Origin of the sequence: Latilactobacillus sp. (assembly GCF_033176295.1) — a bacterium.
Lineage (GTDB): Bacteria > Bacillota > Bacilli > Lactobacillales > Lactobacillaceae > Latilactobacillus > Latilactobacillus sakei.
In genome coordinates this window covers 77,805-92,340 of sequence record NZ_JAMQEX010000006.1, presented here as the reverse complement: position 1 = coordinate 92,340, position 14,536 = coordinate 77,805, and the positions used below count along the sequence as shown (strand labels likewise).

General features: G+C 41.3%; 13 protein-coding genes. 1 reads left to right on the top strand and 12 read right to left on the bottom strand.

The annotated features are described in order from the left end of the window. Positions 1–270: 270 nt before the first annotated feature. From NDN60_RS04715 to NDN60_RS04700, 4 genes are all read right to left on the bottom strand, one after another. Entirely contained in the window at positions 271–825 is a 555-nt protein-coding gene (locus tag NDN60_RS04715) for a GNAT family N-acetyltransferase (protein ID WP_011374517.1), read from the bottom strand. 1 nt (position 826) lies between these two features. Continuing rightward, positions 827–1,543, bottom strand: coding sequence for a MerR family transcriptional regulator (locus NDN60_RS04710; protein WP_076631884.1), 717 nt, complete (start codon positions 1,541–1,543; stop codon positions 827–829). 193 nt (positions 1,544–1,736) lie between these two features. Beyond that, positions 1,737–2,837 carry a DNA alkylation repair protein gene (locus NDN60_RS04705; protein WP_011374515.1) on the bottom strand — a complete coding sequence of 367 codons (1,101 nt, stop codon included), beginning with the start codon at positions 2,835–2,837 and terminating at the stop codon, positions 1,737–1,739. A 90-nt stretch (positions 2,838–2,927) separates the two neighbouring features. Further along, positions 2,928–3,539, bottom strand: coding sequence for a LysE/ArgO family amino acid transporter (locus NDN60_RS04700; RefSeq protein WP_056948489.1), 612 nt, complete (start codon positions 3,537–3,539; stop codon positions 2,928–2,930). A gap of 265 nt (positions 3,540–3,804) precedes the next feature. Between NDN60_RS04700 and NDN60_RS04695 the strand changes: the two genes are divergently transcribed. Next, positions 3,805–4,044: a hypothetical protein gene (locus NDN60_RS04695; protein ID WP_011374513.1), complete on the top strand. Its 240-nt coding sequence runs from the start codon at positions 3,805–3,807 to the stop codon at positions 4,042–4,044. Positions 4,045–4,104: 60 nt separating this feature from the next. Here NDN60_RS04695 and NDN60_RS04690 read toward each other — a convergent pair whose 3' ends face one another. The 8 genes from NDN60_RS04690 to NDN60_RS04655 all read right to left on the bottom strand — a co-directional run bounded on the left by NDN60_RS04690 (position 4,105) and on the right by NDN60_RS04655 (position 14,519). Continuing rightward, complete coding sequence (locus NDN60_RS04690) at positions 4,105–5,316, bottom strand: GNAT family N-acetyltransferase (protein ID WP_011374512.1); 1,212 nt, start codon at positions 5,314–5,316, stop codon at positions 4,105–4,107. 42 nt (positions 5,317–5,358) lie between these two features. After that, positions 5,359–7,887: an SF1B family DNA helicase RecD2 gene (recD2, locus tag NDN60_RS04685; protein ID WP_099947648.1), complete on the bottom strand. Its 2,529-nt coding sequence runs from the start codon at positions 7,885–7,887 to the stop codon at positions 5,359–5,361. 5 nt (positions 7,888–7,892) lie between these two features. After that, positions 7,893–8,552 (bottom strand): tetratricopeptide repeat protein, encoded by a 660-nt coding sequence (locus tag NDN60_RS04680; RefSeq protein ID WP_011374510.1) that lies wholly within the window; start codon positions 8,550–8,552, stop codon positions 7,893–7,895. 11 nt (positions 8,553–8,563) lie between these two features. Further along, a complete protein-coding gene (locus NDN60_RS04675; RefSeq protein ID WP_011374509.1) occupies positions 8,564–9,223 on the bottom strand; it encodes a histidine phosphatase family protein in 660 nt (219 codons plus the stop codon). Between the two features lie 152 nt (positions 9,224–9,375). Further along, positions 9,376–10,710: an FAD-dependent oxidoreductase gene (locus tag NDN60_RS04670; protein ID WP_025015827.1), complete on the bottom strand. Its 1,335-nt coding sequence runs from the start codon at positions 10,708–10,710 to the stop codon at positions 9,376–9,378. Positions 10,711–10,946: 236 nt separating this feature from the next. Continuing rightward, on the bottom strand, positions 10,947–12,245 hold the full coding sequence (locus NDN60_RS04665) for a pyrimidine-nucleoside phosphorylase (RefSeq protein WP_056948397.1): 1,299 nt from the start codon (positions 12,243–12,245) through the stop codon (positions 10,947–10,949). Between the two features lie 18 nt (positions 12,246–12,263). Further along, positions 12,264–13,217 (bottom strand): sugar-binding transcriptional regulator, encoded by a 954-nt coding sequence (locus tag NDN60_RS04660; protein WP_056948395.1) that lies wholly within the window; start codon positions 13,215–13,217, stop codon positions 12,264–12,266. Between the two features lie 27 nt (positions 13,218–13,244). Next, the gene (locus NDN60_RS04655) at positions 13,245–14,519 is read right to left on the bottom strand and encodes an NCS2 family permease (RefSeq protein ID WP_011374505.1); all 1,275 of its coding nucleotides are present in this window, start codon (positions 14,517–14,519) and stop codon (positions 13,245–13,247) included. Between the last annotated feature and the right edge of the window lie 17 nt (positions 14,520–14,536).

Sequence of the window (14,536 nt, the reverse complement as noted above, 5' to 3'; positions counted from 1 at the left end):
CTTGAACTAATTAATCAACGACCATTAAAAATACATCATCAACAGACTGCCATTGAAAGATTCCGGGCTTGTTCGGATTAAACTTGTAATTTGCCACTTTAAAACATATTTTACGTTGAAATATCGCATAAGGTGGCGGAAAAGCCGATTTAACGCGATTTTTTTATGTCGTATACAATAAATTTTTAAAATGAATAAAATACAAAAAAATACCCCAATCATTCGGGAGAAACCGAAATGGTTGGGGAATCGTCTTTTATGTTTTGGCGTTTAATACGTTAATGCTTGCCACTGTTTCTTGGTCATCTTCGTGAAGTGTTCTTTTCTAGTATCATCTAATAGTGGGTTATACATTTCATCAATCGTCAATTCTGGTTGGAAACCTAATTTTTCTTGTGCGCGCTTTGATTGTTGGTTCCCGTCATAATAACCACACCAAATATTATCAAGTTTAAGCGTTTCAAAACCGTATGCTAAAATCGCTTTTGATGCTTCAGGGATTAAACCTTGACCCCAATATGGGACACCAATCCAATAGCCAATTTCGGCATCATTCTCACCCATAAAGGGTTGGCCACCACCATTTTTAACTAATTCTAAACCAACACTACCGATTGCGTGTTGCGGTGCTGTTTTCAAATTAACTGAATAAATTCCCTCTGCCATTAAATAGTTTTGAATGAGTTCGCGACTATTAGCGACGCTAGTGTGCACCGGCCAACCGGCGATGGGGCCAATCGCTGGATCCTTTGCATATTCATAGATTGCTTGATCATCCGTCAATTCAAATGGTCTGAGGATTAAGCGTTGTGTTTCAAGTTGCATATTACTTTGCCTGCCTTTTTCCTAGTATTTTAACCGCTAAGTGTTTGCCAGGGCTCAAAAAAGTACCCCGCGTTTCAATGCCAATTAACGGTAAGTTTTGATGAGTCGTGATGGCTGATAAGGCGCTATCAAATTCCGCGCCGCTAGCGGCTTCAATTGTCGTAAAATCATAACAACCGGCGGCAATGTGGTAGTCGCTTGGCATGGGCGTTGCGATACAAATCGCATAATCCGTTTCGCCAATCACATAATACAGCTGGCGGACCATCAAATCGGGCTGCCAATCAATTGCTTCAACTACCGATAAATCAAAATCTTGCGCAAATGGTAGCCGTTTTAAAACGCGCAAATGAATTGTTTGATTGACCTGATAAGTTGTGTCATGAGTCGCTTGTTGTAATTGCTCATCAACGGTTCGCTCTAACGCTTGTAACCGGGCAATTTCTTGTTGCAGCGCCTGTTTTTTATTCAGAAGCATCGTTTGTTCTGGATAATCCGTTGTTAAAATCAACTTTATTTCAGCTACTGATAAATCTAATGCCCGCAAAAATAGAATAAACGATAATTGATAGGCCTCGGCCATACCATATTGCCGATAGCCATTCTCAGCGATTTTCGCTGGCAATAACAACCCCTTATCCTCATAATGCCGGATGGTGTACTGCGTTGTCTTAAATAATTTGGCAAATGCCGAAATCGTCAATAACTTTTCAGCCATCTTCTCACCTCACAAAAAAGTATAAACCCTAGGGTAACCCAAAGGTCAAGAGAGTGTTATTCACACCGGTTTACTTTTGAACATTTACGCTACTTGGCGAATTGGCGTCAAAGACGCCGGTTTGACAAGTCTCGTAAAGCGCAGAAAGTTGGTGTGAATAACACGTTTCCACAAAAAAGCTTTACCCCTCACGTCAGACCACTTCAAACGCAGTTTTAGCCACTTCTCGTCCGTTGACAATCAGTGCCACGTTATGTTGCCCTGGATAGTGTTTCCGAGTCGTCAAATCTTTAAAATTAATTTGTCGTTCACCACTTAGTCCTTGGCGACCATCAATTTCTTTTTCCGCTAGCTTAAATAACTTACGCGACTGTTGACCATTGGCCTTCACATAATCTACTGCGTATTCAACCCGAACCAGTAGCTTGGCTTCCGGTCTAAAGCGAATCTGATAGTGAAACGCTAATTTATCACCAATGGCTACAGTTGTCGCGGTTGTTTTGATGGTTGCTGATAGCACTAACGGGTTTGCGGGACTATCGGCTGCATACCCAAATAAGGTTTGAACCGTCAAGAAATTCTTTCGCAATAACGTCCGGCAACCATGCCGAATCACCCAGTCAACCGCTTCGGATTCTCCCTGCCACTTTTTAGCCGTTTCAATCACCAATTGTGGGTGGTCCTTAGCGATATCGTTTAAATTATTCGCGACGCTGCGTCGAACGTATAGTTCAGGATCATTTTTAAGTCGTTCTAGAATCGCTAAGACCGGTGTCGGATCTTGTTTAAATACCGGTAAAGATTCTCCCCAAGGTAAACGTGGTCGACAGCCTTCACTCGCTAAACGCCGCACATGGGCATTAGCGCTTTGCGCCCATTGTGTCATTTGGACCATTGCGCGTTTTGGATCCGTTAAAATAAAAGTCCGAATGGCGAACTCCGCTGAAGATTGTTGGGTAAAAATCTCAAGTGCGTGCATTGAAAGCGCCCAATCCTCAGGACGTGTGCCATAAACAACAACGAAATCCGGGAAAAAAAGATAGGCAAAGCCCTGACAATCAGGTGCCAGTTGTTCTAAAAGTGCAATCGCTTCTGAATAGTCCTGTGGTAAGAATTGACCGAGTACGATCGCAATCTGACGTGTCCGTTGTTTCAATGTTAAATCGGCCCAATTATCAGCTAGAACGGCCCTCACAAATTGTTGCGCTTTAAAGGGCCGATAAACTTCTTGAACTTGCTGACTAAAGGTCGTCAGAAATGCTTCTGTATAAATATCTTTTAACAATTCAGCCATTAGTAATGCCTCCGTTTTTTCACTTTCTTCTATCATACCGTTCTTAACGGCTAAAAAAAACGCCCATCAATGATGTGCGTTTTTTGCGATCTAAATTAAAATACCTGCCACTTTCACAATTAACATCAAACCATAACCGATAATGATTAATGCGCTAAGGATGTTAACCCACATTAGGAATTTAGGTGAGACCTTATCTCTAAAAATACTAAACAAAATGGCAATGCCGAAGAACCAACTAGCAGTCGCCGTCACAACGCCGATAATAAATGGTAATGATTGACTGGCAGTCATATCACCCCGTAAGGCCCCCAGCATCAACGTGCCATCAATCAAAGCTTGTGGATTACCCCAAACGGCAATGAAGGCTGTTAAAATTACTTTTTTAAGCGGAATTGGCTGTAATTTACCAAATTCGACGGCCGCCCGCGCGCTCCGTAAAATTGTATAGCCAATCCACAAAATCAACAGCCCGCCGACACCCATAATCGTATACTTAATAATCTCATTTTGAATAATCAACGCACCAATGCCATAAAAGGCCACCACGGAAAAGAGCGCATCAAATAACCAAATAAACAAACTATTTAAAACCGCGCGCCGTGTCGTATTTGACAATGCATTGTTAAATACGAAAATATTTTGCATCCCAATTGGTGCGACAAACGCAAACCCAATTAGCATCCCTTTTAAAAAAATCATCCAAATCCTCCTCTAAAATATCACGAAACAGTTTTTATGCCTAAAACTGCCTATAAACCTCTACTTTATCTGAAATCAGCGGTGACGTCTAGTCCTTTAATTTAACTTATCGTCATTATTCATTATTGGTGTTATCATAATGACCGTTATTATCTATTCGATTAGTCAATTGTTAGCGATATAATTTACTACACTACGTTAACTGTTTTTCTTGTAAAAACGCTTTCTTATCGATACAATAAATATTGAAAGGTGGTTTTAAATTATGGTCAAATTAACGTTATTCGACAACACAAAGATCGTCCTCAAAGACGATGACGTCCTATGCGGAACAGCAGCGGATGCACCGCGCACTAATAAACTTGCTATTAGGGACTTTCCCCATCAAGATATTGTCGCGTTCATAACGCATTTCATCAAAGAAACACCTTTATTTATCGCAAAGCGCAATCCTGATATTATTTATTCGAGTGCGGATATTATTGAAATATCAATCCGTTCATAACCCAATTATTCAAAAAGAACCCTCAGTTATGGCTAACTGCCAATATTGAGGGCTCTTTTTTTAGAAATAATCTGAGAAATAAGGTTGTTCAACCGGAATAATATTCTCTAAGTTTTTAAGCGTTTGTTTTGTGGCTTGCAGGCGTTCAATTTTAGCTAAATATGATGGGCGTCGATAACTCATCAACATGGTCGTCAACGTTTGAATATCACAAACGACCTTTTCACCAACCGGCCGACTCGTAACATGGACTTTTCCTTGCTCATCCCAATAGACACCAAATGTGCCGTTATTCCATTCAGCTAGTGGATCCGTTAATTCAATATGGAATGCTTGCCCATCCGTTTCAAACGGATAAGCTTGTAAGAATTCCTTAGCATCAACAATCCGCGCCATGAAATAGGGTTTGATGGTCTGCTCAATGTCCCCATCATCCAATAGGAACGTAATTGGTTCATCTTGATAGAGATTGCCCTTAACGTGGTCGACCATTGAATAATGCGCACCGATAAAGTTCCATAAACCAATCCGTGCTTCTTGATTCAAATAAATCATTTCTTTAATATGAAAGACTTCGTTAGCGATCCAATAAAGGACGTAGCCAGTTGGTTCTTCGTTTTCATCATAATAAACGCCGGCAATCCGTTCTTCTTCGTTTTCCCAACGCCAATATTCATCCCAATTTAACTCATTGCGAATCATAGCGCCATGATTGCGAAGCGCGAATTTATCATACATCATAATCACATCAGCATCATCAATGTCCAAACGTTCAACATGCCCGTTAACGGGTTGTTGCTTTGGTAATTGACTGTCGCGAATATCATAAGTCAGATGATCGGACATAATCTCCCAGCCCTTTTTACGATAAAAAGGAATGCTGTAAGGATAAAGATAGGAAATCCATTGTTTATTTTGCCGCATTTGATCTAAGCCGACTTTTACTAAATCATGCATTAAACCGTGGCCGGCATATTCTGGATAGGTGCCCACACCGGTTAACCCAGCCATTTTAAAAATTTTTCCATGAATATTAACTTCACAAGGATAAATTGCGAGTTGGGAAATTAATTCATCGCCATTAAACCAACCAATCACATCTGATTTTTCTAAGACCGGCCGTTTAGCACGTTCTAGTTCGCCTTCTTCATAACCACTATCAGAAACTTCCTGATCGGTTACCTGGAAAACATATCGTAATAAGTCATTAAATTGTTCTAAATACTCGATTGTCACGGGTCTAATTTCTAAATTAGCTCGCTGGTCAGCCATTGTTTCGCCTCATTTTTATTTAATCGTTTTTCTTATTATACACTACTTAGCACTTGTCATGAATGTGTACGGCGTTAAATCCGCCATCCCAATCATCGGGTCAATCTGATGACCACTCACCAAGGCTGGTGTTAATTCATAATTAGCAGGTGCTTCTTGAATTGTTTCTTCGCTGTCATCTGCATCGTCCACTAATGCCAATTGTTCTGGCGCTGCTGCTTTAGCCGGGGTTAGTTTTTCAACAGTTGGTTTAGCTTCCGTTAAGCCAACACTAGCGGTTTTGACCGCTTGGCTCACTTTTTCGCCATTAAAGACGCTGATAATCCGTTCCTTAAGCGTTGTTTGCCGATTTGCGGAGAGTTCCTTGGCCGCCTTATCAAAAGCACTTGGTTCCCCAATTAAAATCAGTAAGGACCGCGCCCGTGTCACTGCTGTATACAACAAGTTTCGTTTCAGCATCCGTTGATATTGGTTAACCAAGGGTAGAATTACCATTTCAAATTCAGAACCTTGAGCCTTATGAATCGACGTACAATACGCCAACGTAATTTTATGCCATTCCGTCCGTTTATAGGTAATTTCGGTACTATCAAAGGCAATCGTTAACTCGTCCATCTTGTCATCACTATCTTTAGCATACGTAATCCCGGTTATTTGCCCGATTTCACCGTTAAAAACGTTTAGTTCCGGACTATTAACCAGATGTAAAATCTTATCGCCAATCCGATAATGAACGTTACCTAAACTGACTTGTTTCTTACGATCATCGACCTTTGGATTCATGATATTTTGAATCATTGGATTTAATTGATCAATTCCGGCTGCGCCCCGATACATCGGTGCTAGCACCTGAATGTCTTTTGTTTCAAAGCCCCGGTCTTTTGCTTTAGTGACCACTTGCTTAATCACCGATTCAATCTGATAAGGACTGCACTGAATAAAGCTCCGATCCTTTTGCGGTTGGAGTAGATCGGCTGGTAGTTGGCCCTGATTAATCTCATGAGCTAGCGGAATAATCGTCGACTCATCGTCTTGTCGATAGATTTGTTGCAGTTCGATTGCCGGAATTGCCTGACTCTGCAGTAAATCAAAAAAGACTTGCCCCGCGCCAACTGATGGCAACTGATCTTTATCACCAACAAAGACGACTTGCATATTGCTAGGCACTGCTCGAATCAATGATCTAAAGAGGTACGTATCAACCATCGACATTTCATCGACAATTAATAAGCCGCCTTCTAGTTCCTTACTATCGATATCAGGATTATTTTCACGTCCCGTAATTCCTAATAAGCGATGAATCGTGCTAGCTGGCAAGCCAGTTGTTTCGCTCATCCGTTTAGCGGCCCGCCCAGTAGGCGCTGCCAATGAAATTGGGAATGGTGTGTCTTTATATTCGTTGATATCAAGCGAAAGACCGTTTAACTCAGCAAATAAAGTCACAATCCCATTAATAATCGTTGTTTTCCCAGTACCAGGGCCCCCTGTTAGTAGAAAGGCTCTGTGAGTCATCGCTAATTTAATTGCATTTTTTTGGACATCATCATAGCTCATCTTAAAGCGTTTTTCGAGCCGGCGAATTTCTTTATCCAGATCATGTTTAGGATAACTAATTTTATCCCGTTCATTTTCAATCCGCATCAAGTGGTTGGTAATTTGCCATTCCGCGTTGTACAAACCATTCGGATAAATCCGATTTTCATCACCAACGACTTTGCCATCGTGTGCCAAGACCATTAATTGCTCTGCCACTAAATTCGGATCAATCGCCACGTTCCGGGCCTGTTCCATCAATTGAATGCTGGCTGCTAATAACGGCTTCGCCTGGGTAAACGTATCGCCGGCCTGATTGGTCAGTTCGTTCAAGGCTTGCATCAGCGCCCCTTGAATCCGCGCTGGTGAATCGGCTGCAAACCCAATCTTCTCAGCTAAATTATCCGCTCGTTTAAACCCAATACCGGCAATGTCGGCCACTAGTTGATAAGGATTTTCTTGAATAATCTTCAAGGTATCTTCGTGATAAGTTTGGTAGATGTTATAGGCCATCGAGCTCCCAAAACCGTAATTATTGAGACCAATGATAATTTGTTCCATGCCATTGTTAATCGTCAGCGTTTCAACCAACGTCGCTTGTTTCTTATCATTTAAACCCAGCGGCGCTAAAACAGTTGAGTCCGCTAAGATCTTATCAATCGCATCTAATCCTAAGGTATCGACAATTTTCTCAGCCGTTTTTTGACCAATGCCGGCAAATTTTTCGCCAGATAAATAGGCGACTAAGCCAGTCTTAGTCGTCGGTTGGTCAACCTGATAGTTGTCAGCTTGAAATTGTTGACCGTATTTAGGATGGGTGATGACTTTGCCATAAAACGTATAGCGTTCGTCTTCTTTAATCTCACCAAAACTACCAGTCACGACAATCTCTGGCTCGTGCCAATCGATTGTCTTATGGGCAATTTTAATCAAGAGAATCTTAAAAAAGTTACCGGGATTCTCGTAAAAAACACTTTGGACCGTTCCGGTAACGGTTGGTTTATTATCGACCGTATTTTCTGTTTCCAAAATCGCCATCCCTATTATTTCTGATCTTTGGCGCGTATAAAGCCTTCAATATCAATCAGTTGTTGTTTATTTTTTTCAAAGTATGCTGAATCTAATGTTTTGGCACGTTCAAAATATGACTGGCTTTCTCGACCAAGAACTAGCTGCGTTAACCCATATTTGAAGACTGCTTCGCCATTTTGAGCATCAATGCGATGTGCATTTTTAAAGTAGGTTTGTGCTTGATCAAAATCGCCTAAACTAATCAAAATATTACCGACTAGGATATTAGCATCTAATTGATCTGGTTGTTTTTCCTGAACAGTGAGTGCAAAGGCCATTGCCCGCGCATTTTGTTCCAATTGATGATAAGTTTGTGCCAACATATATTGCGCATCTAGTGCTTGGGTCTCCTTCACCAATTGCGAGAAAGTGGTCTCAGCTTGTTGATAAGCTTCAGCTTGATAATAGAGTGTCCCGAGTGCATATTGGAGCGCGTCGTTTTCTGGGAATTGTGTTAGCGCTTTTTGTAAAAGCACTTCAGCTTGTTCATAATCTTTGAGGGTCGTCAAAAAAGTCGCTAGTGTGACGTACGCTTCGATATCAGTGGGTGTTTTTTCTAAATAATCGACTAGCTGTTGAACGGCTTCTTCGTGTTGGCCAGCTGCCCATTTTTTTAAAATTTCGGGTTTCATCAAATCATCTCCTAAATGGTATCTGACGCAGAAAGTGTGCGGCTTAAAAAGGACGTTTCGTTCCAATCCAATAGTTCAAATGACTGACCTTGATCAGTCGTTTTTAACGTTGTGACAGATGAATTCGTTAAACCACCGTGGGCACGAATATCTGCCAAGGGTGTTTTTAATAACGCCTGAATCATGGCAACTAATGCCGCTCCGTGACTCACAATTAAAATCTGATCGTCTGGTTTAGCCGTGGCCATAATCTGCGCAATCGCCGCAGTTGTACGTTTGATTACTTGCGGGAAGCTTTCACCATTAATGACGCTCGCATCATATTCAGCTGGTGCTTCGCGGAAAGTCCGTAACGTTTCCGGGAACCGTTCCTGAACTTCAGTAAAATACATGCCTTCCATTAAACCAAGGTCAAATTCGTGGAGGCCATCGACCACCGTGATCGGAAAATCTTGGTGTAAATCTTGTTTAAGAGTTGCTGACGTCACGCGCGTGCGCTTCATTGGACTCGTATAGAGATGGGCAAACTGGATGTCTTTTAAATAGTCGGCTAACTCACCGATTTCCGTATAACTAGAAGCCAGTAGTGGTGAATCACCATTCGCACCTTGATAGCGCCCTGCCAAATTCCATTCAGTTTTACCGTGACGTACAAAATATAAGGTTGTCATACACTTTCTCCTCAAAATAACTTACTTTTCATTATGAAAGAGTCATCGCCCAAATTCAAGTCTATCCTATTAAAAGGTTGTTTTTTATAACAAAAAAGGCACCGGGAAAAATTTTCCCCAGCACCTTTAAAAGCGTCTCACGTATTTTTTGATTAATGACTTTCAGCGACAGCTTTCATTGCAATTGCGTTGACGTAGTTCAATGGTTGATCGTAGTTAGGTTGGAAGAACATATCAACCATTGCTAATTGATCAATTGTCATCTTCGTTTGGATGGCCATTGAAATGACGTTAGCTGCTTGTGCAATGTCATATTGACTTGTAAATGAGCCCCCTAAAACTTGGCGTGTCTTAGGATCCCATGTTAAGTTCATCAAAACAGGTGTTGTTGATGGCATGAAGTCTGGGCGATAATCTTCAGTCAAAGTAGTTGTCGCAACTGCCATCCCGCGAACCTTAGCACCTTCAACTGTCAAACCACTACCAGAATATGTCCGACCGAACAATTCAACGGCTGATGTTGCTTGCGTACCCATGTATTTTTCAGTTGGTGTTTCGATATTGCGGCCAATTAACAAGCCTTGGCGAACAGCATTAGTTGCCAATGGAATGTAATCTGCTTTTTGCGTTGGGTTATAGTATACAGCAGCTGAATCGCCGGCAGCGTAGACCCCTTTAACAGATGTTTGCATATATTCATCAGTCGTAATCGCACCGTTGCCTAGCATTTCAACTTGATCCTTGAAGAGGCCAGTATTTGGTCTGAAACCAACACATAAGATTGCAAGATCAGCTGTGTATTCGTTCTTATCAGTCTTAACAGTTACTTGATCAGTACCTGAGAAGCTAACTACTTTTTCGCTTAAGGCTAATTGAACGCCGTGATCTCTGTAATCTTGTTCAACAATCTCAGAGATATTAGGATCAAAGTTTTTACCCAGTGCATGTGGTAAAGCATCAATCAAGGTTACTTTTTTATCAGTTGTCGCATAAGCTTCAGCCAATTCAGCACCAATGTAACCAGAACCGATGACAATGACGCTCTTCACATCAGGGGCACTCTTCTTCAATTCGTTAGCATGTTCCCAGTTTTTACATAATTTAACGTTGGGATTATCAATACCTTCGATTGGTGGAATCACTGGTGATGAACCAGTTGTGACAATAATTTTATCAAATTTTTCAATTGTTTCTTCAGAAGTCACTAAGTTCTTAACGTGTAAGACTTTTTCTTTCAAGTCTGCCTTCAAGACAGTGTGTTGCATCTTCATATGTGCACCCAATTGGGCTAACATTTCTGGACTTGAATAGAACATTTTTTTAGGATCAGAGACGTGGCCACCTACCCAAAGCGCAATCCCACAAGATAGAAATGATAAATTATCATGTGTTTCATAAACAGTGACATCCCAATCAGGGTGTGCCGTTAATGTTGCTTGTGTTGCAAAGGTTCCTGCGTGTGTACAACCAATTACTGCTACTTTCATAGTGTTGCCTCCTAAATAATATAAAAACGATTTCATCGTCAGTTTTTGTGAAACATCACGCAATCAGCGTGTAATTATATTGTACGCTATTTAGTTCTAAATTGTCAATTTTGACCCGCTATTTATTTGATTTCACAAACCAAACTGGTTATTTATATGTTATTTAATTGATACATTGTGATTTTATTCTAAAAAAGGACGTTAATGGTTAAACTCACCCATTAACGCCCATTCTACTATTGAATTAACGCATGAATCAAAGTGACCTTTTGCGCTTTTGGACCAATTTTAATATTATCGTAGAGCAAGTCCTTAATGGCTTCAATGTCTTCTCGGTTACTATAAATCGTCAATAGACTCTCACCTTTTTGAACGGGGTCTCCGATTTTTTTGTGTAAGACTAATCCGACAGCATAATCAATCTCATCGGTTTTCGCTTGTCGACCACCACCAAGTAACATGCTGGCAATCCCCATTTCATTAGCGGTCATTTCAGTCACATAACCGTTTTCTTTAGCAGGTAATTCGATTTGATATTGTGCTTGTGGCATTAATTTTGGATTTTCAATAACGGCAGGATCACCACCTTGATAAATAATCATTTGGCGAAAGGCTTCGAGTGCTCGACCATCGTCGATCACGCCTTGTAGTAATTGACGCGCTTCATCCAAGGTACTTGCCTTTCCAGCCAAGACAACCATTTGACTGCCTAACGTTAAGATTAGTTCTGTAATATCGGTTGGTCCTTCTCCTTTTAAGATGGCGATTGATTCTTCGATTTCTAGCGCATTCCCAATCGCATTGCCCAAAGGTTGATTCATATCAGAAATAACGGCCATACATTGCATCCCCACACTACGCCCAATGTTAACGAGGGCTTGTGCCAATTCCTTAGCATCTTCTTCAGTCTTCATAAAGGCTCCGGAACCAGTCTTAACGTCCAATACTAACGCATCGGTGCCTGAAGCAATCTTCTTACTCATGATTGACCCTGCAATTAACGGAATCGAATCAACCGTATCAGTCACATCTCTGAGTGCATAAATTTTCTTGTCAGCGGGGGCAATATTACCGGTTGCCCCAATAATCGCAAGTTTAATCTCTGCCACTTGCTTTTTAAAAGCCTCTTCTGTTAATGAAATGTTAAAATTTGGAATCGCTTCCAATTTATCCAATGTGCCACCAGTATGGCCTAAACCACGCCCTGAAATCATCGGAATTGGAATCCCTAACGCTGCAATCATTGGTGCAAGTGGAATACTGGTCTTATCACCGACACCACCAGTTGAATGCTTATCAACTTTGATGCCATCAATCATTGAAAGATCTAATTGGTCGCCCGAACGCATCATCGTCATGGTCAACAACGCCCGTTCGTCATCAGTCATGTCATTAAAATAAATCGCCATTAGTAACGCACTTGCTTGGTAGTCTGGAATCGTCCCATCTGTATACCCATCAATAAAGAATTGGATTTCTTCTGCCGTTAGGGCGCCACCTTGTCGCTTATGATCAATGATATCAACCATTCTCATGCTAATCACTCCTTCTTATTAGTCAGGGGCAATCAATGCTTGGGCTGTATGCACATCAATAATTAAACAATTTGCATAGTGCCCCGCTAATGCGCCTTTAATAGCCGCAATTTTTTGTTGCCCGCCTGCTACTAAAATACTATGTTCCTTCGTCTTCAAATCCGCGAGTTGAATCCCAACGGTTCGCTGATCAATCGCTGCACACGTCACTTGACCACTCGTGTTATAAAAACGTGAGCAAATATCGCCAACCGCTTTTTGTTGCAGCACAGTTTGTTCTTCTTTATTAAAATAACCCGTTTGAAAGAGTAAGGCTTCATCTCGAACCGTGCCAACCGTATAAATCGCGATGTTCGCTTGCTTGCCCATTTCAATCATCCGTCTAATATGGCGATCTTCCATGACAACATCGTGCGTCGTTTGGTTGCCAAAAACAACGGGTAACGGCAAGACATGCGGCGCTGTATGGAAAGCCGCCCCAAATTTCATCAGGACTTCTTCGGCATAAACCGGTGTTGGGGTGTAAGTGACACTCCCTTTTAATTCAATAATATTAGCGTTTTGAGCCGTTTGTTCTTTTAGTGCTAGCGCCACTTGGTTTAACGTCTTGCCCCAACTGACACCGATTAAATCATTGTCTTTAACAATCGATGTTAGATAATCCGCCGCATACTGCCCAAGTTGGACAATTGTTTGTTGGTAATCGGAGGCATCCGTATAAACAACGTGTACCTCAGGTAAATCATATTTTTGTTGAATTAATGCTTCTAATGCCTGCGCACTGGCATAAGGATCAACGATTTCAATCCGGACAATCCCAATTTCTTTAGCATATTGCAAAAGTCGTGAGACGGTTGGTCTAGAAATCGCTAGTTTTTTAGCGATTTCTTCCTGGCTCATATTGGCTTTGTAATATAAATTAGCAACAGCTAAACTTTGTTGCGTTTTTTTATGCGACTCAATTTCTACCATGATTTGAACCTCTATTCATCAAATTCATTACATCAAAAAAGTATTACAAATCAATTCTAATAGAAAAAGCATCGCTAAGCCAACTAAAGTCCAATTTAATTGTCGTGTTTTGTGGCTCGCCCACTTCACAATTGGATAAAAGACGAAACCAAATGCTAACCCTGTTGAAATTGAACCTGTTAATGGGATCAAAACAATCATTAAAAAGGCTGGAAACCATTCTGTAAAATCTTGCAAATCAATTGCTTGGACCTGCATCATCATCAAAGCACCGGTAATAATAATGACTGGTGCAATGGCTGCTTGGGGCACAAAGCGCAACAACGGAATAAAGAAAAGTGCGCCTAAAAATAATGTGCCCGCCGTAAAGGCCGTGATGCCAGTTCGACCACCACTTTCGATCCCCGAAGCACTTTCAGCAGCTGCGACGGTGGGACTGGTCCCTAAGAAACCAGAGAGTAAAGTCGTTACCGCACTTGCTTGAAATGCGCGTTTAAATTGTTGCTGATCGGTCAATAAACCTTCTAATAAGCCCATCGATTCAAAAACTAAGATCATGGTCATTGAAAAAACCGCCAGTCCAAATTTTAGCGTCCATAAAGAACTAAAATCACCTTGCATTAAAAGTTGCGGATAGTCACGGATTTGACTAATCGTAATCTGGGTTGTTGCTTGTGGGACAAGTTTAAAAATCCCCGCGAGCCCACTGATTAAGAAAATGCCGACGATAAAACTCCCTGGTGTTTGTCTTAAATACAATACGAGCGTAACGGTCAACCCTAAAAGGGCTAACAGTGGTGTTGCTTGACTCAAATCACCTAATGCGAGCAACGACTGTGTACCGCCCGAGCGAATCAGTTCGGCTTTTTCGAGTCCTAAAACAACTAGGAATAGCCCAATACCAACCGTAATCCCCGCTTTTAACGATGCTGGGATTAAAGCGGATAAACGCTCACTAAGAGATGTAAAGGCAATCCCGACATAGATCAAACTACTGAAAAAAGAAATAGCCACGGCTTGTTGCCAAGTCAAATGCATCCCAACCACTAGGGTATACGTGAAAAAGGCATTAACGCCCATTCCAGGTGTCAAAACAATTGGGGCCTTAGCCCAAAGTCCCATGATAAAACAGCCAATTGCTGATGAAAAAATCGTGGCGAACACACTAAGATTAGCCGGAATCCCCGCATCCTTTAAAATCATTGGATTAACAATAATGATGTATGAAATCGCGAAGAAACTTGTGATGCCTGCTAAAATTTCTGTTCGCACTTGATTTTTACGTCCCACCTGGAATGCCATTTTTCTAAAAACTCCCT